At 47.3% G+C, this 22,414-nt stretch carries 18 protein-coding genes, 1 pseudogene and 1 riboswitch; of the genes and pseudogenes, 6 read left to right on the forward strand and 13 right to left on the reverse strand.

What is annotated here, in order from left to right:
- Positions 1-33 precede the first annotated feature (33 nt).
- Positions 34-1,098 (reverse strand): Gfo/Idh/MocA family protein, encoded by a 1,065-nt coding sequence (locus tag AC3WRW_RS27540; protein WP_492549425.1) that lies wholly within the window; start codon positions 1,096-1,098, stop codon positions 34-36.
- 180 nt (positions 1,099-1,278) lie between these two features.
- Between AC3WRW_RS27540 and AC3WRW_RS27545 the strand changes: the two genes are divergently transcribed.
- Positions 1,279-2,121 carry a helix-turn-helix transcriptional regulator gene (locus tag AC3WRW_RS27545; RefSeq protein WP_492549426.1) on the forward strand — a complete coding sequence of 281 codons (843 nt, stop codon included), beginning with the start codon at positions 1,279-1,281 and terminating at the stop codon, positions 2,119-2,121.
- Positions 2,122-2,453: 332 nt separating this feature from the next.
- Here AC3WRW_RS27545 and AC3WRW_RS27550 read toward each other — a convergent pair whose 3' ends face one another.
- From AC3WRW_RS27550 to AC3WRW_RS27580, 7 genes and pseudogenes are all read right to left on the reverse strand, one after another.
- Positions 2,454-3,128 (reverse strand): ABC transporter ATP-binding protein, encoded by a 675-nt coding sequence (locus AC3WRW_RS27550; protein ID WP_492549427.1) that lies wholly within the window; start codon positions 3,126-3,128, stop codon positions 2,454-2,456.
- A gap of 66 nt (positions 3,129-3,194) precedes the next feature.
- Positions 3,195-3,896, reverse strand: a complete 702-nt coding sequence (gene sigK, locus AC3WRW_RS27555; RefSeq protein WP_209856171.1) for an RNA polymerase sporulation sigma factor SigK — start codon at positions 3,894-3,896, stop codon at positions 3,195-3,197.
- Positions 3,897-4,119: 223 nt separating this feature from the next.
- Positions 4,120-4,953, reverse strand: coding sequence for an aldo/keto reductase (locus AC3WRW_RS27560; protein ID WP_492549428.1), 834 nt, complete (start codon positions 4,951-4,953; stop codon positions 4,120-4,122).
- A 42-nt stretch (positions 4,954-4,995) separates the two neighbouring features.
- On the reverse strand, positions 4,996-5,562 hold the full coding sequence (locus AC3WRW_RS27565; protein ID WP_492549429.1) for a TetR/AcrR family transcriptional regulator: 567 nt from the start codon (positions 5,560-5,562) through the stop codon (positions 4,996-4,998).
- Between the two features lie 143 nt (positions 5,563-5,705).
- Positions 5,706-8,630: a fibronectin type III domain-containing protein gene (locus AC3WRW_RS27570; protein WP_492549430.1), complete on the reverse strand. Its 2,925-nt coding sequence runs from the start codon at positions 8,628-8,630 to the stop codon at positions 5,706-5,708.
- A gap of 15 nt (positions 8,631-8,645) precedes the next feature.
- Positions 8,646-11,123, reverse strand: a complete 2,478-nt coding sequence (locus AC3WRW_RS27575; protein WP_492549431.1) for a DUF4832 domain-containing protein — start codon at positions 11,121-11,123, stop codon at positions 8,646-8,648.
- A 385-nt stretch (positions 11,124-11,508) separates the two neighbouring features.
- A pseudogene (locus tag AC3WRW_RS27580) lies at positions 11,509-12,301 on the reverse strand (Rpn family recombination-promoting nuclease/putative transposase).
- Between the two features lie 314 nt (positions 12,302-12,615).
- Between AC3WRW_RS27580 and AC3WRW_RS27585 the strand changes: the two are divergent.
- Positions 12,616-13,062, forward strand: coding sequence for a GNAT family N-acetyltransferase (locus AC3WRW_RS27585; protein WP_492549432.1), 447 nt, complete (start codon positions 12,616-12,618; stop codon positions 13,060-13,062).
- A 1-nt stretch (position 13,063) separates the two neighbouring features.
- On the opposite strand, the gene AC3WRW_RS27590 is transcribed toward AC3WRW_RS27585, so the two are convergent.
- Positions 13,064-13,318, reverse strand: coding sequence for a PQ-loop domain-containing transporter (locus tag AC3WRW_RS27590; RefSeq protein ID WP_492549433.1), 255 nt, complete (start codon positions 13,316-13,318; stop codon positions 13,064-13,066).
- 201 nt (positions 13,319-13,519) lie between these two features.
- Entirely contained in the window at positions 13,520-13,921 is a 402-nt protein-coding gene (locus AC3WRW_RS27595; RefSeq protein WP_492549434.1) for an RrF2 family transcriptional regulator, read from the reverse strand.
- Between the two features lie 112 nt (positions 13,922-14,033).
- A riboswitch (M-box (ykoK) riboswitch) is annotated at positions 14,034-14,203 on the forward strand.
- Positions 14,204-14,522: 319 nt separating this feature from the next.
- Here AC3WRW_RS27595 and AC3WRW_RS27600 point away from each other — a divergent pair.
- The 3 genes from AC3WRW_RS27600 (at position 14,523) to AC3WRW_RS27610 (ending at position 18,494) form a co-directional block, all read left to right on the forward strand.
- Positions 14,523-16,247, forward strand: coding sequence for an ABC transporter permease (locus AC3WRW_RS27600; protein ID WP_492549435.1), 1,725 nt, complete (start codon positions 14,523-14,525; stop codon positions 16,245-16,247).
- Positions 16,248-16,259: 12 nt separating this feature from the next.
- A complete protein-coding gene (locus AC3WRW_RS27605; protein WP_492549436.1) occupies positions 16,260-17,558 on the forward strand; it encodes an ABC transporter ATP-binding protein in 1,299 nt (432 codons plus the stop codon).
- A 171-nt stretch (positions 17,559-17,729) separates the two neighbouring features.
- Entirely contained in the window at positions 17,730-18,494 is a 765-nt protein-coding gene (locus AC3WRW_RS27610) for a polysaccharide lyase family 7 protein (protein WP_492549437.1), read from the forward strand.
- A gap of 78 nt (positions 18,495-18,572) precedes the next feature.
- On the opposite strand, the gene AC3WRW_RS27615 is transcribed toward AC3WRW_RS27610, so the two are convergent.
- The gene (locus tag AC3WRW_RS27615) at positions 18,573-19,070 is read right to left on the reverse strand and encodes a hypothetical protein (protein ID WP_492549438.1); all 498 of its coding nucleotides are present in this window, start codon (positions 19,068-19,070) and stop codon (positions 18,573-18,575) included.
- 265 nt (positions 19,071-19,335) lie between these two features.
- Here AC3WRW_RS27615 and AC3WRW_RS27620 point away from each other — a divergent pair, with 265 nt between their 5' ends.
- Entirely contained in the window at positions 19,336-19,803 is a 468-nt protein-coding gene (locus AC3WRW_RS27620) for a cysteine hydrolase family protein (RefSeq protein ID WP_492549439.1), read from the forward strand.
- A gap of 258 nt (positions 19,804-20,061) precedes the next feature.
- On the opposite strand, the gene AC3WRW_RS27625 is transcribed toward AC3WRW_RS27620, so the two are convergent.
- Positions 20,062-21,303 carry an MFS transporter gene (locus tag AC3WRW_RS27625; RefSeq protein ID WP_492549440.1) on the reverse strand — a complete coding sequence of 414 codons (1,242 nt, stop codon included), beginning with the start codon at positions 21,301-21,303 and terminating at the stop codon, positions 20,062-20,064.
- A gap of 5 nt (positions 21,304-21,308) precedes the next feature.
- A complete protein-coding gene (locus AC3WRW_RS27630; protein ID WP_492549441.1) occupies positions 21,309-22,223 on the reverse strand; it encodes an ArsR/SmtB family transcription factor in 915 nt (304 codons plus the stop codon).
- Positions 22,224-22,414 lie beyond the last annotated feature (191 nt).

Here is a 22,414-nt window from a genome sequence, read left to right on the forward strand (position 1 = left end):
GCCAGTCCTCCTTTAATCGTCTGACTACCGCTTTCAACGTGCCGGTTGCAGGGGAAGGCTGACTACCGCCTTCGTTTCCTCAGCCCGATAAGCGGCTTCCGCCACTTCAACCGTTTTACGACTGTCTGTCCCGTCGGTCAAAATTACCGCCTGTTCGCCTCTGAGGCTCCTCACCCATTGCTCGATACAGCGCTGATGGCCTGTCAATTCTTTCTTGACGTTAACCTTGACGAAGCTTCCTTCGCCTTTCATGTCATAGTGAAACTGCTTGGAGGATCCGTCATGAATTTTGACATATGTGCCTTTGCCGCTCATAAAATACGCTTCACCCTTCGTACCCGTGACATGATTGAATTCGTACCATAATCCGTCAGGAGCGTGATGCGATTGTGTGTACCAGTTTATGGAAAGCAGGGCCAATGCGCCCGATTTCATTTTGGCCATGACAGTTCCGATGGTTTCCCCTTCCATGCGATTTGGTTCCGTCTTCGTCATGCAAGTCACCTGATCCACTTCGCCTTCATACCATCTGAGCGAGTCGATCTGATGGGTGAGACAGCTCATGATAGCACCGCCGCCAAGCATTTCCTTCGATCGCACCCAGCTTCGCTCAGGGAAAACAACATTCTGATTGTGCTCTAATTTCCAAAACAATATCTCCCCCAGTTCGCCGGAATCGACCACCTGCTTAAGCGCCTGCCAATCGGAATCATAACGCCGGTCATGGCAGACTGTCAGCGATACGCCGGCTTTCTCGCAAGCCTGGATCATTCGATCGCACTCTTCCACATTGCGAGCCATCACTTTCTCGGTCAGCACATGCTTGCCCGCTTCCGCAGCCGCAATTGCCGCAGGTGCGTGCAAATAATGCGGAAGCAGAATATCAACTGCATCCACGTCCTTGTCGGCCAGAATCTCGGTATAATCACCTACAATGACAACATCTTCGCCCAGCAGTCTTCGGATCTCACTGTGGCGGCTTGCGTCAGACTCGGCCACAACGACTTCGCAAAGATCCGAAAGACGTGTAAACCCCGGGGCATGCGCCTTCAAAATACCTCCTCCGCCCAGAATGCCGATCTTCAGTTTAGCGCTCATTTCCGCTTCAACTCCCTCATAATTTCTTTCACGGGAACATTATCTCACCGCGGGATGGAAGGTTGAAATGACAAATCGTCTGATTTTATACACTCATTGTTCGAAGCCTGCTTCATTCCGCTTGATTCGATTGCGCAATCCACTATAATAAGTGTAATTACACGAAGAGGCGGAAGAAGTATGGATGACTCCCAATTTTTGATCACGATCCTGAATTCGCTTGATTTCACTTATTTCAGGGGCAATACAACGCGATTTGACGTGAAGGAATCTCAAAGTTTCGATCAGCCGTTCTCACTTGTTTCCCAAATTACGGACGGCCCGTTGCTTCTTCATATTGGGAATGCGAGCTATAAGGTAGAGCCCGGTCAAGGGTTGATTATCCCGCCGAATAACAAATATGAAGTCACCATGTTAGGACCTCAATACGTTACGCATTGGCTGAATCTGGACATCACGCTTTTTGGCCATTTTCAACTGTTCGACTTTATAGAAACTCCTTATGTCATCTCCGAAGACGTCGGAAATAGCATCGGTCGGCTTCAATCCGAAATAACCGCTTTGATGAATGCTGATCCGATCGACGCCAGCACATCCTTGTACAAGGCGGCGCAAGTCAAGCAGCGACTTTTCACGCTACTGGAAATTATTCTTTCCGTTTCCCGGTACAAAATCGGCAGCTTCGAGGATATGAGGAACCTCCAACGGTTTCAACCGGTGTTCGATTACATGGAGAAACATCTTGCCGAGAAAATAAAGGTGGCACAGCTCGCCGAGCTGATGTACTTGTCCACCTCCCATTTTCACAAAGAATTCAAACAAGCTTTCCAAGTTTCTCCGATGCAATATATCCAAACACAGAGATTGAAGAAGGCACAATATTTGTTGGCTACGACGGATTTGACGATGGGGGAAATCGCGAATCGGATCGGCTATGATCATACGTATCCGTTCATCCGATTTTTTAAATCGATGTACGGCAGCAGTCCCGGCAAATACAAAAAAGCTCTGACCCGCCTATAGTCTTGGTCGCATGATTAAAATGATGTACGGCAGAAATCATGCTGCTCTGAACGGCTGTTCTAATATTTGTTTCACAAATTTAGACACCAAATGAAAGGTGGGATATAACGACACTTGTCCAGCGTTGCGAGGGGGATCATGGAAGGGGGGCTGCGTAATTGCGCGTCATGAATACTGGAAATTATGATTTTCCACATAATAACTGCTTCTTACTTCGGCTGCGGCACTTTAAAGGGTAAAGTTATCGAGTGGATTTGAACCACCTAGACTGTTCGACTGCGAGGCTAACCAAACCAACCGGCACTCCATCGGAGTCCCGGTCATAAACACACCTATCCAACCTCAGAGAGCCGCCCATCCCGAAAATGCACAATCCGCTTCGCCTGCTTTGCAATCGCCAGATCATGCGTAATCAAAACAATCGTCCTGCCCTGCTCATTCAATCTCTTAAAAATCTCCAAAATCTCCACACCCGTCTTGGAATCCAGCGCTCCCGTCGGCTCATCCGCGAGAATAATCGCCGGATCTCCCGCTAGTGTCCGGGCAATCGCAACCCGCTGCTGCTGACCGCCGGATAGCTCCGAAGGCAAATGCCGCCTTCGGTCTACCAAATCGACCGCTTCCAACGCCTGCATAACAAGCGGCTCCCTTTCACGCCGACTCATACCGCGATAAATGAGCGGCAGCTCCACATTCGCATACGCATTAAGCCGTGGCAGCAAATTAAAACTCTGAAAAACGAATCCGATCTTCCGATTTCTTATTTCAGCCAACTGCGAATCCTTCAGCCGATTAATGGCCTTCCCATCCAACACATAATCCCCACGATCTGCAACATCCAGGCAGCCAATAATGTTCATCAGCGTCGACTTCCCCGAGCCCGACGGGCCCATAATTGCCACAAACTCGCCATGATCGATTTCCAGGGAAATATCATCTAATGCCCGAATCATTTCCCCGCCCATCACATAGTTCTTACTGACATGTTCGATCTGGATTAAGGTCATACCCTTCGCCTCCATTACTTGATCCCAAATAAATGAAGTATGCGACTCATCAACCTCTAACCAACCTTACCGCTTCGCCTTATAAAACTCATGATACAGCTTCATCAACGCCCGCTTCTCAATCCGCGACACATAGGAACGGCTAATTCCCAGTTCCTTCGCAATCTCCCGCTGCGTTCGCTCTTCCCCGCCAAGCTCCAGCCCAAACCGTCCAACGACGACTTCCTTCTCGCGATCGTCCAAGATCTCTAAGTTCCGGTAAATCTTGCTCTTTTCTATCTTGAGCTGCACCTTATCCACGACATCGTCCGCTTCCGTGCCGAGGATGTCGATCAACGTAATTTCATTCCCTTCTTTATCCGTTCCGATGGGATCATGCAAGGACACATCTTTGCGTGTTTTTTTTAACGAACGTAGATGCATAAGGATCTCGTTCTCAATACAGCGAGCCGCAAAAGTCGCGAGCTTCGTGCCCTTATTCGGCGAGAACGACTCGATCGCCTTGATCAATCCGATCGTTCCGATCGAGATCAAATCCTCCAGATCTTCACCTGTGTTATCGAATTTTTTTACTATATGCGCGACAAGTCTCAAATTGTGTTCAATCAGTTTATTTCTTGAATGATCATTGCCTTCGGCCATCAGTCTAAGATGTTTTTCTTCTTCTTCCTCGGTTAAAGGCTGTGGAAACGCATTATTTTTGACATAGGATACAAGTAAGGTTAACTGTTTGATTAATACTGCAATTGCACTGAAAATCCCAGGCATTCCAGCCACCCCCTCATATGATTGCGGATCTTAGCTGTTTCGGAAGCCTCCGCTACAAAGATTAGTATTAGTGTATGTGGGTTTGTGCCTAGAAGTGCCTGTACGGAATAAGTTACTTGAAGTCCCCTGCGTTAGGGAAGGTGTTTCTATTATGCAAAAGACAACCGCCGCGGGTTGTCCTCTTCTTTGCAGTAAGCCCGGCATGGGCTTCATCTTTATAAATTTATCGAATATACTGGGTTACCCATAACAACAGCTTGTTGTTTGGATTAACAAATCCCCTTTTGTTTGTATCCAAGGATGCTATTCTTCCCATTTCCTCCTGGGATAAACGGAAATCAACGATGTCCAGATTTGCCTTTAACCGTTCAGGATTAATTGATTTTGGAATGACGGCAATACCGCGCTCCAGATTCCACCTTAGCATGACTTGCGCTGTCGTTTTGCCGTACTTCTCCGCAATTTCCTTCAGTACAGGATGATGAAACAACTGCTGATTTCCATGTCCAAAAGGGCTCCAAGCCACATGCTGAATCTGGTTCTTCACTAAATACTGATGCAGTTCCTCCTGCTGTAGGAAAACGTTCGTATGAATCTGATCGACCGCAGGCACAATAGTTCCATGCTTCAAAACATCCTCCAGATGATTACGTTCAAAGTTAGATACGCCAATCGCTCTGATCTTACCCTCTTTATATAATTGCTCCATCACTTCCCAGCTCTCTATATACTTAGGGGATGGCCAATGAATCAAATAAAGATCGAGATAATCCGTTTGCAGCTTCTTTAAGCTGGTTTCAAACGCTTGCTTTGTTTTTTTGCCATGATCTGAATTCCATAGCTTCGTTGTAATAAATATATCCTTACGATCTACCCCCGACTTCTGAATCGCACGGGCAACAAGTTCCTCATTATGATAGAAGGCTGCAGTATCTATGTGTCTGTAGCCATTTCTCAATGCCCAAACGATTGCATCCTCATGTTGATTTTTCATTTGATATACGCCCAAACCAACCTTAGGCATCAAAACCCCATTATTCAAAACGTAATTTTCCATATAACCATCCTCCCACTCATTCTTGTTATAGATTGAAGTGATTCAGTCAGCTCGAATTGCATTCCAGCAGCTTTTTTCAATACCGGCAATAAGCTCCGGACTCTCCTCTAATTTCCCGTGCTGAATTTCCTTGAAGAAGCTGACAAATGCCCCATAAACTACACATATCAATGCATTTGCAGGCAGTGGGCTTATTACCCCCTGCTCTTTTCCCTTTTCTACAATAACTATCAAAAAACTCAAAAAATCTTGAAACTCCTTCTGGCTCTGTTCATTCAAGTAGTAGGCATCAGCGTGTGAATCAATAAAAAGCAGCGAATATGCATTGTTTTTCACAAATGCAACCATTTGATAAAATACGTGTCGGAACTGCTCCCGGATCGTGCTGGAGAACGGAAAATCATTTTTTATGGTCTCTGAAAATTGTGCAACTACTTTTTGAAACAACGAGTTGACCAGCGCCTCTTTATTTTCGAAATAGCGATAAATCGTACCCGCTCCTACGGCTGCCTTCTCCGCAATCATAGGTACCGTCGTTCCGTCATAGCCTCTTTCTGCAAACAGCTTTAAAGCCGCATCATATATTTCCTCTTGTTTATTGCTGGACAAATATTTGCACCTCATTTTCGGAATGAATATTCATTCCTTTTCATTATAAAGCTAACTTTTCTTTAAATCAAACGTAAAAAAATGTGCAAAAAGGGCCGAGCCTACGGTTAAAAAACCGCAGATCGACCCTATTCATATAAAGTTTAATTCACGCTAATCGCGTCAATGAGCAATACCGCATACGTGCTATCTCTGTGTACGAGCCTGATGTATTTGGCATTAGCCAGATTTGCCCCAAAGGCGCTAAGCGGGATTGTGATGTCGCTATAGCTTCCTCCGACTGTTCCGTAGCTGCTGACCGGCCCGACCGTATGATCTGTTCCGTCATTCAACACGACGTCCCAATGCTGTGACGTGTCGGAAGGATTCCAGTCCCTCATCCGCAGCACCAGGTTCGTATTGCCGGCCAAACTACTATTGATGTTTTCCTGGAAGTATTGCCCTGTTCCGCTGGAGTTAAGGACGATATTGCCGCTGCTGTCGGAACCATAGTAAGCGCTGTCGATGACCCAGCTAATACTTTGACCTAAGTCATTTACTTTATTGTTGAAGTTCGTTGCGTTCCCGAACGAATCGATCGTCACCGTACCGGTCGATGCCGCTGGCGTCGCGCTCGCCTGGTTGGAATTACCGCTCGTTCCCGCCGAGTTGACCGCTTGCACGACGTAGTAGTACGTCGTACCATTGGTCAGACCCGTGTTCGTGTACGACGTCGCCGTCACTCCGGTGGCGACCTGTGCGTAACCCGAACCGCTCGTCGTCGAGCGCAGTACGTTATAGCTGGTCGCACCGGATGAAGCGGTCCAGCTCAGCGACACTTGCGCGTTGCCGGCTGTCGCCGCCAAGTTCGTCGGCGCCGCCGGTGCGGTCGGCGGAATGACCGGCGTCGCGCTCGCTTGATTGGAGTTGCCGCTCGTTCCCGCCGAGTTGACCGCTTGCACGACGTAGTAGTACGTCGTACCATTGGTCAGACCCGTGTTCGTGTACGATGTCGCCGTCACTCCGGTGGCGACCTGTGCGTAACCCGAACCGCTCGTCGTCGAGCGCAGTACGTTATAGCTGGTCGCACCGGATGAGGCGGTCCAGCTCAGCGACACTTGCGCATTGCCGGCTGTCGCCGCCAAGTTCGTCGGTGCCGCCGGAGCGCTCTGCGAGACAACCGGCGTCGCACTCGATTGGTTGGAATTGCTGCTCGTTCCCACCGAGTTGACTGCCTGCACGACATAGTAGTACGTCGTACCATTGGTCAGACCCGTGTTCGTGTAAGACGTCGCTGTCACTCCGGTAGCGACCTGTGCGTAACCCGAGCCATTAGTCGTCGAGCGCAGTACGTTATAGCTGGTCGCACCGGATGAGGCGCTCCAGCTCAGCGATACTTGCGCGTTGCCTGCTGTCGCCGTCAAGTTCGTCGGTGCCGCAGGCGCTGTAGGATTAGAGGCAATGGAGATTTGCCCCAAATTGATCCAACCGTCCGTATTTTGTTCCGCATTGGCGAAACGAACTTTCTTGGCCGGCAGGAACGGCTGCCACGATTCGATGCTGCCTCTGCTTCTTACATCGGCTTCGCTGACGCTTTCCAGCGGATTGACTACACGCATAACCAGATTGAAATTGCCGTTCACGCCAGGATTACCGACGTTGTAATCAAAATAATAGGGGCTGCCGAAATTCAAATAATTGCTTGAAGTATTCCAATCCGGGAACGTGCGGATTTGCAGCGGTTGGACTTTCGATAAATCCCAGTTCGTCTCCCACGTCCGAACCACGTTTCCAGCGGAATCCTTTAATCCGACCAGCACTTTCCAAGGATACGGGAACGGAGCCACACCTCTGTTTTCGATGCGAACCCCGACTTTCAACGGACTTCCCGACGATACGTTGTTATAGTAGGATTCTTTTACGGACAATTCGTAGCCCATTTTGCGTATCGCTTCGGCCACTTTCGTATCGCCGCTATTGTAGCTGGTAATGCCTTGCTGATTAATCATCCAAGAGATGTGGGTCAACTCAATGCTATCCAGCAAGTTGGATACTTGCCCTCCGCCAGTCGGCCAATTCGAGAACATCGATCCTTGAATCTCAGGCCGGGCTTCCCCGCCAATCGACTCGCTGATCCATCTGTTTTCCCCGCCTACATCCAAAGCAAGCTGCAGGAAAGCGTCGGACCACCCGCCCATAGAAACCGGCAGCGTCATACTTTTCGGCTCGGTCGATCCCGATCTGAATTCTTTGTAAGGCCATGAATCGTCGGCGAATCCGATATTGGCCTGTACAGCATGCCCGCCGCCCAAACTGTGGTATCTGATGACAAGTTTGGTTTTGTTGAACGCATTGTCATATGCGTCAATAACTTTATTTATTGATGCGTCTGTCGGAAAAAGGTTCGGATAACCGTCGGAGGTATCCCTGTCGAACGGCCAAGTGTGCCACTCTCCCCATAGCCCGATCAATCCCATATGGACATATGAAATTCTGGGATCCCCGTCATATTTTGCACCGAAGGCTTGAATAAAATTCGAAAGCGCCTGCAGCAAAAACGGGCTGTCATAATCCGGACTTGTCGTTCCCCAGTACGTATTTTGACGCATGGTCACATTTCCGTTAAAGCACGCAGGAATGCCGTTTCCGGGATGAGTGCCCGTTCCGCCCGGATATTCCATGTAGAGACGGATGGCCGCCTGATTCCCGCGCGAAGCCACCTCATCCAGCACTTGTTCGATCATTGCCCAATTATACGAACCGCAATTGGACGGGTTGGTCATGATCTCGCTCAGGGCAAAATAAGACCATTCCATGCTGTGCGGATACCCGGTGGCGTAATCGGTTTTCGAAAAGAAGAAAGGAAGGAAACCTTTCAGCGGATTGTCGAGCGGACCGGGCGCATAAGTTAAAGCATGACTTTGCAGAGCCGGGTCCGCCGACGGACTGACCGGCGTGGAAGGCGGTCCTGCGGGAGCCGCACTCACAACTGCAGGGATAGCGCTCGTCAATAGAATGAATATCAAGACAAACAGAAGCTGTCGTTTTGCGAGCTGTTTGTAGAATTTGCTTTTTACCGTTCTCCTCATCCACAATACCTCCTCTTAATTCACGCTGATCGCGTCAATGAGCAGTACCGCATACGTGCTGTCACTATGCACGAGCTTGATGTATTTGGCGTTGGCCAGCGACGCCCCGAAGGCACTGAGCGGTATTGTGATGTCGCTGTAGCTTCCTCCGGCCGTTCCGTAGTTGCTGATCGGCCCGACGGTATGGTCCGTTCCGTCATTCAGCACGACATTCCAATGCTGTAAGGTGTCGGAAGGATTCCAGTCCCTCATCCGCAGCACCAGATTCGTTTTCCCGGCCAGACTCCGGTTGATGTTTTCCTGGAAATATTGCCCCGCTCCGCTAGAATTAAGGACAATATTGCCGCTACTGTCGGAGCCATAGTAAGCGCTGTCAATAACCCAACTGATGCTTTGACCCAAGTCATTCACTTTATTGTTAAAGTTCGTTGCGTTCGCGAACGAATCGATCGTCACAGTGGATACCTCCGGCATCGCACTCGCCTGATTGGAGTTGCCGCTCGTGCCCGCCGAATTCACCGCTTGAACAACATAGTAATAGGTGGTTCCGTTGGTCAGACCCGTGTTCGTGAATGACACCGCCGTCACTCCGCTTGCGACTTGGGCGTATCCCGAACCGTTTGTCGTTGAGCGCAGTACATTATAGCTGGTCGCGCCGGTCGATGCTGTCCAGTTCAAAGCCACCTGTGCGTTGCCGGCCGTCGCCGTCAAATTCGTCGGCGCTGCCGGTAAAGTCGGTGCTGCCGGCGTCGCGCTCGCCTGGTTGGAGTTGCCGCTCGTGCCCACGGAATTGACCGCTTGAACAACATAGTAATACGTCGTACCGTTAGTCAGGCCCGTGTTTGTATAAGATGTCGCCGTGATGCCGCTAGCGACTTGGATATACCCCGAACCGCTCGTTGTCGAACGCAGTACGTTGTAGCTGGTCGCGCCAGATGAAGCGGTCCAACTCAGCGACGCTTGCGCGTTGCCGGCCGTCGCCGCCAAGTTCGTCGGCGCTGCTGGAGCGGTCGGCGGACCACTGCTTATGGCAACCGAATTGGACAACACGTTATACCCGGCAGCAGCGTCCCAGGTGTTCTGATTCGCCAGGCGGATCGAGTAATCCGGGCGAGAGCGCAGGCTGCTTGCGTTATCCGGCAGCCACAGCGCAAGCTTGTAAGTTCCGCCAGGCATGTTGGAAGGAAGGGTGACGGTCTGTGTGGATACATTCACTGAACCGCTCTTCCACAGCCGCACATCAATGTTGTTCAATTGAACATTAAAGCGATTCGTTCCATTATCGAAAACAAGGAAGACCGGCCTCGGTTTAATCGGACCGGCGTACCCGGCGTTGTTTAAATTGGCTGAGAACGCGAAGCTTGCGCCGGCGTTGGCCGACGTTGGAAAAGTGGCGTCAACGAGGCTAAGCCGGTAGCCCAGCTTCCGTTTGATTCTCGTAAATGCCGTCTCGGCCGGATCGTTGCCCGCTGCCGGCAGATTCGCGTTTTTCCAGATGTTAGTGTTGACTTGCGCATAGTCCTCATTAATTTCCGTGAAATGCAGCTTGCCCATTTCGACCTGTACGTTCACGCCTGCGGAGTCGTTGGATCCCGAGGAATCGCAAGTTTCTCCGCCTACCATTTTGTTAGCACCGGTCGAGGTCGCAAGGTCATACATCCACTGTTTCTTTTGCTCTACATAGAACCAGCCCATCCAGGAATTATTGTCGTACGTGCCCATATCCGCACTGTCAGACAGGAAACAATCGTTATGGAATCCGATACGGTCCTTCTCCTCTTGTGTGAGCGGGCTGCTCCCAGATGGCGTCGGCAGTTCCAAAACTTCTTTGATAAAAATCGGATAACGAATGACGACCGGTATCGATGCAGGCGTCGTACCCAGAATGCTTTTAATAATGCGATAGCGCGTATCCGCCTGTGTGCGATTAAAAGGATCCGTAAAAGAACTTGTATGCCATTCGCCCCAAGGCCCAAGATAACCGGCCTCCAGATGGTTGATCACATCAGCATTAGCTGTAAAAATAGCACCCAACTGCTCAGTGTGGCGGATTATTTGACTTTCAGGGACGGACGGCGATTCGGACCAGGCGTATGCCGGACGCAGTACGATTTTCAATCCGGCCTGACGTATGGCGGCAAGTCCCGAGCTAAGATTGTCGAGCAAAGCCTGGGGAAGGTCCTGATTTTTGTATTTATCCAAATGAATATAACTATGGATGAGCGTATTGCTGTTTTGCTTAGCGCGCGCAAACGTCCGGTCCAGCATATCCGGGTTAAAGCCTGCGATGCTTGTTGCCGCACTTGCGTAATCGTTGACGGCAGGGTCGTTAATAATCTCGTAACGATTATGGAAGCCCCTTTCCGGATTGGCAAAAGCGGTCGCAGAATCACCGGTATACTGGAATGTTGCGCCGAATGCCTGCGTTACCGGCAGTGCCCCAAACAGTACGACAGCAATAAGAAGCATTGCCCACACTTTTCTTCTCAGCATCATTTTTCACCCCATCATTCAATTTTTGTAATCGCTTTCGTTTGTAATTTTGATCTCCTCTCTAGCTGTACAAATATAGGAATGACCGGCACCACCTCTTTCCCAAAATCTGCTTGCTTCTCCATCACCTCCTTTAAAAAATATGCACCAATAAAAAAATCCCGTTGAGAGGGATCTTGGATGCCGATTCTTATGCCTGATGTGCTCTATGGGCTCTATTATATGACATTCAAAATGAGTAATCAACAAATATTTGCGCAAATATTTTCCGCGTCATTATGCAAAAAAGTTAAAGCCGCGAAAAAAAAGAAGACCAGAGCGGCGGCTCTGATCCTCTTGGGAAAAACAGTATGGTATGTGTTTTTTTGTTGCGGTTTTTTTGCTGCTAATGCAACTGTTTATTTAGCGCCTCAATCTCCGCTTCGGACAAGCCGGTTACTTCTGCAATAAATGATATCGACAATCCTTTTTGCAACATGCTAACCACAATTTCTTTGTCCCTTTCCGCCTTGCCTTCCAGCCTTCCCTCGTACCTTCCTTCCTGCCTGCCTTCCTCTTTACCCCTGGACTTTGCGTAGTCTAAAGCAGACTGCTCATCCAGCAGCGCTTTTTTCCGCATCTCATACAGCATCCGCGCTTCTTTGTCTTGGCTCAAAAACTCCAATGTCGTCATCGCTTTTTTCAAACCCGGTGTTTCCATCGCTAATTCCTCCCATCGATCCTGATTCGTGCCGTTAATGAACATCAGCCAATTAACGAGTCGGCTGTCCATTTCGTGGGCTTTGATCCCCAACTTGGGCAGTTCCATAAAGTGAATTTCAATATCGTCGATTAACAGTTCGCCAGTATGGTCTTCCCTCATGTGAAATATGTTATGAAAACGATCATTTGGGATACAAACTGCGCTTTGCCATATCGTACTTGTTGCTCACCTGGATCTCCAGATTCACCTGTTTGCCGTCCCCGGTTTTGGCCCGGACATCCAGAATGGACTGTTTGTCGGTCACGGCATTTTTATCGATATGCGGATCGAGTATCGTCAAACTGACGAACGGCTTCGGTTCCGTTTCCCGCAGCGCTTCATTCAGGAAATTGAGCAACACTTCATCTTTATTTTCTTCGCTGCCAAAGATTTTTTTGAATACAAAATCGACAGACGGCTTTAACAATTCAGTCATCTTTTCAACTCCAACGGCTTGCAATTGCCAGAGATTTTTCTATTCCCATTATACCACAAATAGGTAGCGCGCAGACGGGAAAGACGCGTACTGTTTGTCGCGGCTAGTGGTGCCGCTGTACGGTATGATTCCTCACATTCTTCTTGGGCAGAGCTGCCAATCCTGCTTTCATGATCATACCAGCCAAGGTCTAGCGATTAGAAAAATCCAAACAAAATGTTCAAGAAATTGCGCAAATTCTGCGCAATCATAAAATTGCATAAAAATTCAATATATCGTATACTTATGCATACTAAATAATGGGAGGCTCTATCATGTCACTTGTCATAAGAAATGCTGAACCCGATGATTTGGACGGTTTGACCGAGTTAATGTATGAATACATCGTTGGTTTTTATAAGAAACCCAGACCCGCCACTGAAAAAATTCATCAGTTGATTCAGATGCTTTTAGAAAAGCAAAATGGCATACAGTTTGTTGCATTACAAAACGGAAAGTTAGTTGGTTTTGCCACACTATTTTTTACATTCAGCACGATGAAAGCAGATAAATGTACCGTAATGAACGACCTTTTTGTTATTGAGCAGTACCGCGATACAGAAGTGGAATTGCAACTATTTTTAGCATGTCAAAAATATACGCAGGAGCATGGATTTGCCCACATGTCTTGGATAACGGGGACGGATAATACACGAGCTCAACGTTTTTTTGATAAAATGGGCAGCATGAAAGGGGATTGGATTAATTATTCAATGATCTAAGCTAGAGCGATCGATACTTCAAAATTAAAATGATAACGAATACCACAACGCCTAAAGATAATGTGTTTGTTATCAAAAAAGCTAAGCCGGCACCCGTGACAGCCAAGCTTATTGCATAAGCTTCCATAAGGCTAATTCCTAAAAGCATAAGCAAATACGCCTTTAAACTTAAGTCTGCTACAGATTTCGTTTTCAAAATTTGAATGATTTGAGGAAGCCAACCCAATGAAAGAATAACGCCGCCGATCAACTGCATGACAGAAAAAAACATCAAACGCACCTCATTTATTTCTATATGCGAACATGGCAAATCCAACGGCCCTCATGAGAAAGTTCATTCCCGCACCCGCACCGATCACGGGCAATGATGCCGCTTAATCTTCTTCACGTATCATATGTCGGAATGGGGATTCGAGTGTATTTTCTGCATGAAAAAAGAGGCAAGCATCGCCTGCCCCTACTCCATCTTCCGCACATTCGCCAAATCCGCTATTTTCTTGCTTTCCAGATACTCCTCCATCTGTCGTTCGGCGTCAATCACGACCTGCTGGATCAGACACTCGGTTCCGTGGTTAAAGCTGCATTCGAACAAGGAGGCAGTCCCTTCGATCGCACGAATGATATCGAGAAAGGAGATATCCTCCTGCTTATGCTTGAGGCGATATCCGCCGTTGGCGCCCGGTGAGGACTGAATCAGTCCGGCCTTGACAAGCTTGGTCATTAACTTGGATAGATAGGTTTGAGAAACGCCTAGCTTCTCAGCCAGCAATTGCACGCCAACAACAGGCTTATCGGGCGCTGACGTTACCAGATAAAGCATCGCGTGAAGCGCGTAGTCGGTTGCCTGGGAATATTTCATTCAGCACCTCCATCAAAGATTACGTGAATCCATAATAACGTTAGCTCAACGAAAAATCAATTTCATCATTGACAAATAAATGTATTTGGGAGTAAGCTTTCAATGTAATTGAATATGTCCTCGTTAGGTGAGGCTCCTATACGAACATAGGCCACTGCCCGGAAATATCGAAAGATGCCAATGGGTAGAACAGGAACTGCCGGATTAAGGCTTTTCATAAGGTGGCTAAGAGCAACGCTCTTTACGTTGTATAGTGCTAAAACTGGACTAGGGGGAACCGGCTTATTTCACTGTGAACTTATGCCCCCTGGGACCAAACCCGGGGGGCTTTCATATTATATGTACAAAGGGGGGAAACTGGAAATGGACAGTAGTAGTCGAATGCGACAGTTGAACAATTCAAAAAATGCTTTGCTGCCACGGAATTCGTATTTCCATCTGCCAGTATGCCCTCAGCAATCCTTAAGCAAATCAAACCCTTTCTTGCAAAGGGTTCATTTGCTGAGCCGTTGAACCTGATTGCAAACTGAACAATGGAATGTTTACGCTCTCCTCATGCAATGCTGAGGAGAGCTTTTTATTTGCAAAGGGGGTTTTCACGATGAAATGGAACGGTTTTCTCACTATTAGCAACAAATATAAATTCGGATTGGCAGACGTTATGGTCATTCTCATGCTCTTATCCATTCTGTATTTAACGGCCCATCTTGGTGCCGGCATGGAAGTGCCTTTATCCGAAAGCGATCAGCCGACAATGAACCTTGACCCGCATCTGCTTCCTTACTACGCGGGACGATCGCTGCTCAGAATGTTTATTGCCTTCGGGGCTTCACTATTATTTACATTCGTGTACGGACGTATCGCCGCATACAACCGCATGGCTGAAAAAATCATGATTCCTGCGATAGACATCTTACAGTCCGTTCCGGTGCTTGGGTTCCTTTCGGCCACTGTGATGATGTTCATGGCGCTCTTTCCCGGGAGTCTGCTCGGTGTTGAATGTGCTTCGATTTTTGCCATTTTTACCGGTCAAGTATGGAACATGACGTTCAGTTTCTATCATTCCCTTACGACGATTCCACGCCCGCTAAACGAAGCGGCCAATATTCATCGGCTCGGCGTGTGGTCTCGTTTTACCAAGCTTGAAGTGCCTTTTTCTATGATCGGATTAGTTTGGAACAGCATGATGTCATTCGGCGGAGGCTGGTTCTTTCTCGCGGCGAGCGAGTCAATCAGTGTGCTGAATCAAGACATTCATTTGCCTGGAATCGGCTCCTATATGGCAATGGCTGCCGACCAAGGGAATGTAAGGGCCATTATCTATTCAATCATTACCATGATCATTATGATCTGCCTTGTGGACCAGTTGTTTTGGCGGCCGCTTGTCGCTTGGTCACAAAAGTTTAAGAACGAGCACTCGGAGGCAGCGGAAGTTCCGCAATCGTGGGTTTATGACATTTTAAAACGCGCGCAATTCATTCGTTATGTGAATCATACCGCTGCCATTTTCTTTCATGACTTAACAAACCGGTTCAAACAACGGAGTTCCTCCATCCAATGGCCTAAACCGCCGTCTTTCGTGTCCAAAAGTGTGACCTCGATCATTTGGTTCATCGTTATCCTCTTCGTTGCCAAATATGTCTATGAAGCTGTTCTAGAAATCATGCAGTTGACATGGAGCGAATTAATCAGAGTGGTTATGCTCGGAATGAAAACCGCTCTGCGCGTATTCGTATCAACCGTTCTCGCTGTCGTCTGGACCGTTCCTGTAGGCGTCATGATCGGCATGAATCCCAAGCTTTCAAGAATTGCTCAGCCCATTGTTCAGGTACTTGCTTCTTTTCCCGCAAATATGGCATTCCCCTTGTTTACAATTCTGTACTTGAAGCTAGGAGTAAGTATGAACATAGGTTCTATTCCGCTCATGATGTTGGGGACGCAGTGGTACATCTTGTTTAACGTCATTGCCGGAGCGATGGCTATTCCTTCCGATTTGAAGGAAGCAGCGTCGATTTTGCGATTGACCCGGGTACAAACGTGGTTGAAGTTAATATTGCCTAGCGTGTTTCCGTTTCTCGTTACGGGGTGTATTACAGCAAGCGGAGGAGCCTGGAACGCAAGTATCGTCTCCGAGCTTGTATCTTGGAAAGACAGCACTTTACAAGCATCTGGATTAGGTTCTTTTATCGCTCAAGCAACAACAAAGGGAGATTGGCCGCAAATCATCTGGGGCATTATTGTGATGTGTTTGATGGTTGTGCTTGTAAACCGGCTGGTGTGGCGTAAGCTGTACGCGATCTCAGAAAAAAAATATCATCTGGAATAGAGGTGTGTGATCATGAAAAATACATTAATCCAACTTCAAAAAGTAAGCAAACGTTATGATATGCCCAATACGACGAATGTCAGCATTCTGGAAGATATCCAGTTGAATATTACAGAGGGTGAGTTTGTATCTATTCTGGGGCCTTCCGGCTCGGGCAAGTCCACCCTGCTTCGGATTATTGCCGGGCTTGTGCCTCCTTCTCAAGGCACCGTTTTGTATAACGGGAACGAAATACAGGGAACCAATCCCGGAGTGGGGATGGTGTTTCAATCCTTTGCCTTATTTCCTTGGCTTACGGTACTTGAGAACGTAAAGCTAGGGCTTGAAAACAAACCATTAACGGAAACAGAAAAAATGCGCAAAGCCCTCTCCATTATTGATATGGTGGGACTCGACGGATTCGAAGGCGCATACCCCAAAGAACTGTCAGGCGGTATGAAACAACGTGTCGGCATCGGCCGCGCACTGGTGATGGAACCGGATATTCTGTTGATGGATGAGCCTTTTTCGGCCTTGGACGTACTAACAGCGGAAAACCTTAAGCGGGATTTACTTGAATTGTGGACAGAAAAAAAAATCCCTACAAAATCAATCATTATGGTCACACACAGTATTGAAGAAGCGGTGTACATGTCCGATCGGGCGATTGTCTTATCTCGAGACCCGGCCCGTGTCATATCGGATATTGTCATTCCTATGCCTCATTGGCGCGACAAACAAGCAGCACAATTCACGGGGCTTGTCGATAAAATTTATTCCATATTGACCAAACGCGAAATCAAGCATAATGAGCACGTTGAAGAACAGAAGAAAAAGATCGAAAAAGTTCAAGAAGTACCTGCGGGTGCGCTAACAGGATTTATTGAGTTGATTGATGATCTAGGCAAAACGGTCGATTTATACAAGTTGGCGGATCAATTAAGCCTGAATTTGGAGGATTTTTTGCCAATTGTGGAAGCAGCCCAGATGCTTGGTTTTGCCTGCATCCAGCATGGCGACATTGAATTAACGGAAATCGGCCGTCATTTTGCTGATGCAAGTGTTTTGGACAGGAAAGATATTTTCAAAAAGCAAGTGCTTCAGCACGTCCCTATGATCGAGAAAATTATCTGGATTCTGCATTCTAAATCGAACAATAAAATGGAACGGGAATTTTTCTTGGAAATCTTCGAAAAACATTTCGGATTGGAAGAGGCCGGTCATCAGCTGGATATTTTGATTGATTGGGGAAGATATTCGGAATTGCTGGCCTACGACGAAAAAGCAAAATATCTCTATATTGAACACGAAACAGCCGCTGCATCGGAATAACGAATTGCGCAAGCCGCGGAATCGTTGAGAAGTGGCAGCCGCTCTACCTAGACCGGCTGCCTCCACTCAAAGTAAGCAATACAACATAACTTTTGAGCAATACTGTGAAACAAAAGTGTTGGAAATTCGATTAAAGTTATATTTGTAAACGCTTGCAAAGAGAGGATGAGGATGATGACATTTGTTTCTTCAGGTAAGGCCAAAAAAATAGGTTTAGCGCTTGGTTTGACCGTTTTGTTGAATGTCCCTGCATTGTCGTTAGTAAGTGCTGCGCCAAGTATTGATTACCATATTTGGTCCTTGCAGCAGCCGGACGGCTCGACGATTAGTTCGTCGCAGCTGGTTTCGGGATATTCCAGTAAATATTTCTATACAGCTTCCGACGGAGGTCAAGCGTTCATGGACCCTCAGACTGGAAGTACAACATCGGGCTCCGCTCATCCCCGTACTGAAATGAGGGAACAAACGACCAGCGGAAGCAATGCAGCGTGGAGCTGGAGCGGTACTAACACCATGACGAATACAGCGGCAGTGACATTACAAGGCGGAGGCTCGAGCGGCTCAACGACGATTGGGCAGATTTTCAATAGTACCGATTCAATACCATTGGTGGAATTGGAATATGAAGCAACCCCCAACTCCCAAGGCGGCAATTTCAGATTATTATATGAAGAGGCAAAAGGAGCCGGTACCTACACCGATTTAAGCACCAAAGCTGCTCTAGGTTCAAAATTCACTTATGAAATGTCGCTTACTGGTGGCGTCGCGACCGTTAAAATCAATGGTACGCAGGTTTTTTCCAAAAAACCAAGCTTCTCGGGAAAAACGTTCTACTTCAAGGCCGGCAATTACGATCAAACTGCGACATCAGGTTCGGTTAGCACTACGCCGTATACGATTGTTGAGCTTTATTCCGTCAGTGTCGTACATCAATAAACAAAATAAAAAAACAAGGAGCCCTTGCCGCGTGCAAGCGGCTCCTTTGTGCTTAACTCATCCTCTGTTAGCATTCTTTTATTCAAAATAAGTTCCACTATGCATCATCGAAATGATCAAGCGTCTTTTATTCTCGCAGTAAAGGTACATGCTTGAACCGATTGAACTGCATATCCATGTCTCTACAATGTTCACATTGAAAAGATTATAAATGCCAAGAATAGCCAATGCATAAGCAATAAACATACATACTTGCATTTGCCTTAACGCTTTTTTGGAACTTTCTTTTCCAATCAGCGCCTTCACAAAATCAGAAATCGTATAAAATCCATTGTATACGTGAGTTTGGAGAATAGCATCGTCAACAGGTAAGTTTATGGCCTTCGCGGATTCGATGAGTATACCTTCAATTTCAATACCACAGCGAGCGAATTCTTTTAATAATGTATGAGAATTGATTTCTATTTTTAATTCGGATTTTGAGTGACAAAGACTCTGGATAAAACTAATGAATTGCTTTTCTCTTTCCGTATTCTTCAACATTTTTCTTCTATCAAAATAACTCTGTTTTGCCATTCGATCCTCTCCTACCAATCATGTGGTACCCGCTATACGCACTCCAAGTATAAAAGAGTGGCTCCCAGATACCTAGGGTGGAAAGTACATAACTTTCGGATACTGTGAGGCGAGCAGAAAAACCGTCAGTTCACCCTGACGGCCTTTTCATACGGATATGTCACCTTCGCCTAACCATTACATAACATATATGACAGTATTGAGATGTATCTAACCACCTGCGCCTGAACTGCACGCCATCACAGTTGACCCGAAAACCAGCGCATTGCTAATTTTAGATATGGAGACGACGATATGCAATCATCCTCGCTGTGTAGCCTCCATCTCCAAGATTAACAAGTTACTGACGAAGTCCCGCGATGCAGGCATGCTCGTTGTCTATAGTCTTACACATATGGGAAAACCTTCGGATATTTCCTGGCAGTTAGCTCCCTTGCCCTGCGATCCTATTGTAAAATCAAACGTTGATAAATTTTACAACACCAATTTAGAATACATCTTACAAGCCCATTGTATAAAGACGGTTCTTATTACTGGTTACGCCGCTAACGGTGCAGTCCTTCACACAGCAACCAGCGCTGCTTTCCGGGGATACGATGTGGTTATTCCAGTTGATGGCATGTCTGCAAACAATCCTTATGCCGAACAGTATACGGCGTGGCATATGCTGAACAGTCCCGGAACTCGCAATCGGGCCACTTTAACAAAAACCAGTCTGATTACTACTCATTAACGGACCTCGCTGCACTATTTGGGAGCAATGAGCTTAATCTCATCAATAACGGACTCCAGAGTCGTTATTTGACCACTAGAGGACTTAAATTCGCACAGATTTCGCGAATAACTGCTTTGGCGTCCGTTAGATTTATAAGTGGCTGATTATCTTCGAATAAAGCCTACTCTGTCCTTTAGCGCAAGGAAAGCCAAAGGCGCATTTTTGCGGTTGCCTTCGAAATTATCTTCCACCCGGAAGCGAATTATTCCTGCTTTATCACGCTTCCAATCCTATTGTCTCAACACGAATCGGTCCTAACTCCCCATCAATGCCTTTCATAACAGGCGCAAAATAGGCTGCGACAGCCGTCAATATCGGAATGCTGCCCGCAATAACAAGCAGAACAGGAATTCCATATGAATTAGCTATAATTCCACCCATGTAACTTCCAGCAGGCTGTAAAGAGCCTCCTACCATAAGCCGTGCCGACATAACGCGACCCCGTAGTTCGCTTGGAACCAGCTGAGCGTAAAGGGACGAGCTGAAAGTGCCAAAGAATGGCCCGCAAACGCCAAGCAAAACGATCCAGCATAAAGCCAGCATGAACGAACTTGTTTGACTAAGCGCCAAATAAAGCAAGCCATGTGCGAAAATGCTCCCAAGCATCGGAATCCGACGCCGTTTGAAATTATTTATCATCGAGACAAGCAAGGAACCCAGGCAAATGCCACCCGCCATAGCGGAGCTCAGCAGACCAATTTGCGAAGCACTGGCATGCAGATGCTGCATTGCAAAGGGAATCATCATGCCGCCTACGGCAACCGAGCACATATTTTTCATCGCGACACAGATCATGATCCCTAACAGGGCAGGTGCTTTTTTGAAAAAAGTAATGCCGTCCCAAAGCTCCCGATAATAGAAGCCTGATGCCGGTGGCGCGTATTCGTTGACATCCGCCAATCGGGTCGGGATAAGGAAAATGAAGAGCGCTGAGATCGCAAAACTAACCGCATCTATGGCCATAGCCGACGCCGCCCCTAAAGACGAAATGACGAATCCCGCAATAGCCGGTCCTAGAATGACGGCCGCATATTGGGAGGCCTCGATGAGCGAATAGCCGCGTACCAATGACTTTTTAGGAATAAAAGATGGGAGAACGGCCATGCTTGCCGGTTGAAAAAGAGCAGACGCCGCTGCGTTGACGACCGCCATTGCAAATAGAACCCACAGATGTACCATGCCTATGGAACTTAGGACAACTGTGATACCGGTTGCTGTAAAACGTATCGCATCAAGAAGAGCCATTAAACGTAAGCGCTGAATGCGATCTATTAAAGGCGCTCCGATAAAGCGGACAACCAGCTCGACGACCCCGGCCGTCATCGCGAGAGTGCCCATGATGACCAGGGAGCCTGTCGTTGTGTAAACGAACCATTGCAGTGCAAACAGACCGAAACAGTCACCCAGAGTACTTACAATTTGAGCTGCAAACAGCTTCCAAAAAGGCCCGTTTTTCAACGACCTCACTCCTCGCCGATAAATTTTTTCAACTTAGCTGTCAATTGATCCAGCGTTTCATCGCGAAGAGAGTACGCAACGTGGCTCGTTCCCTCAGCTGTTACCCGGATGAGACCGGATGCTCTGAGCGCAACCAGATGGTGATGAACCGTGCTTTTGGCCAATCCGCTGAATTGAACAAGCTCGGTAAAACTTCTCGATTGTTTGCTCATATATTTGAGCATTGATAACCGATTATCGTCAGCAAGGCTGCTCAACAATCGACTTAACGACGGATGCGGCTGGTGTGAAGGGACTGGATTTACATCGCAAGCGTAGAAACACACGATCATGTTCTTGTAATGGTTGGACGTGTTCGTTGGCTGCAGGTGATATTGTGGGACAAGCAGTATGACCTCCAGATCTGGAGTGGGGAGCTGCCGAATCCCATTCGTTGCCTCTTCGAACAAAGCCTCCGGCGACATCGTCGCCATCCAGGTTCGTTTTGTTTCAGCGTCTTGCAGTAAGCCTTCCATCAGTCGAGCTTCGAGCTTCGAGAAATACTCTTGATCCCATCTGCGGAGCAAATGCAAGCATCGATTTTTTCTATCCAGAATGTTAGAAGGCAGTGAATCTACATGTGGGGAAAGCAAGTTAAGCAATTCCGCTGGCTGTAGGAGTTCTAACCAATTGAGAAACGAGCTGGTCGTAGCTTTCTCATGATCTGGACAGACAGCAATCAATAAATCCATTCCATTAAAGTCGTCGAGATCTGCTGCATCGAGTTCTTGGGAAAGCGAAACCGAAAGGGAGCTTTTCACTGATTTTCTCCAGTCAGATCCTAATGCCGTGCCTTTCATGACATTTTTTTTGGCGTACGCAAATAAACTGATGACTAATTCAAAGGCAGGGTTGCAGGCGATTTCAATCCGATAGCTCATGTTTTGTTCTACTCCAATCGAACTAATTTTAATTCTATTTTAACAAAACTTATGAGCGTGTCAATAAAAAAACAGGGAGACTGAGAAAAAAAACTACAGCGGAATAACCAACACACTGTGCTTGTTTTCAAGGTTTTGTAGGTATGCTAGGGGATCTTTTCTAAATCTTCTTCGCAGTACACTTTCGTTTA

Source organism: Paenibacillus sp. FW126-R14, assembly GCF_058789495.1.

What these genes read in the sequence shown, in the direction of transcription:
- AC3WRW_RS27575 (WP_492549431.1), bottom strand. Translation starts at nt 11,123, where the DNA reads ATGCTGAGAAGAAAAGTGTGGGCAATGCTTCTTATTGCTGTCGTACTG.
- AC3WRW_RS27595 (WP_492549434.1), bottom strand. Translation starts at nt 13,921, where the DNA reads ATGAAATATTCCCAGGCAACCGACTACGCGCTTCACGCGATGCTTTAT.
- AC3WRW_RS27615 (WP_492549438.1), bottom strand. Translation starts at nt 19,070, where the DNA reads ATGGCAAAACAGAGTTATTTTGATAGAAGAAAAATGTTGAAGAATACG.
- AC3WRW_RS27610 (WP_492549437.1), top strand. Translation starts at nt 17,730, where the DNA reads ATGATGACATTTGTTTCTTCAGGTAAGGCCAAAAAAATAGGTTTAGCG.
- AC3WRW_RS27540 (WP_492549425.1), bottom strand. Translation starts at nt 1,098, where the DNA reads ATGAGCGCTAAACTGAAGATCGGCATTCTGGGCGGAGGAGGTATTTTG.
- sigK (WP_209856171.1), bottom strand. Translation starts at nt 3,896, where the DNA reads ATGCCTGGGATTTTCAGTGCAATTGCAGTATTAATCAAACAGTTAACC.
- AC3WRW_RS27605 (WP_492549436.1), top strand. Translation starts at nt 16,260, where the DNA reads ATGAAAAATACATTAATCCAACTTCAAAAAGTAAGCAAACGTTATGAT.
- AC3WRW_RS27630 (WP_492549441.1), bottom strand. Translation starts at nt 22,223, where the DNA reads ATGAGCTATCGGATTGAAATCGCCTGCAACCCTGCCTTTGAATTAGTC.
- AC3WRW_RS27545 (WP_492549426.1), top strand. Translation starts at nt 1,279, where the DNA reads ATGGATGACTCCCAATTTTTGATCACGATCCTGAATTCGCTTGATTTC.
- AC3WRW_RS27600 (WP_492549435.1), top strand. Translation starts at nt 14,523, where the DNA reads ATGAAATGGAACGGTTTTCTCACTATTAGCAACAAATATAAATTCGGA.
- AC3WRW_RS27560 (WP_492549428.1), bottom strand. Translation starts at nt 4,953, where the DNA reads ATGGAAAATTACGTTTTGAATAATGGGGTTTTGATGCCTAAGGTTGGT.
- AC3WRW_RS27585 (WP_492549432.1), top strand. Translation starts at nt 12,616, where the DNA reads ATGTCACTTGTCATAAGAAATGCTGAACCCGATGATTTGGACGGTTTG.
- AC3WRW_RS27570 (WP_492549430.1), bottom strand. Translation starts at nt 8,630, where the DNA reads ATGAGGAGAACGGTAAAAAGCAAATTCTACAAACAGCTCGCAAAACGA.
- AC3WRW_RS27550 (WP_492549427.1), bottom strand. Translation starts at nt 3,128, where the DNA reads ATGACCTTAATCCAGATCGAACATGTCAGTAAGAACTATGTGATGGGC.
- AC3WRW_RS27590 (WP_492549433.1), bottom strand. Translation starts at nt 13,318, where the DNA reads ATGCAGTTGATCGGCGGCGTTATTCTTTCATTGGGTTGGCTTCCTCAA.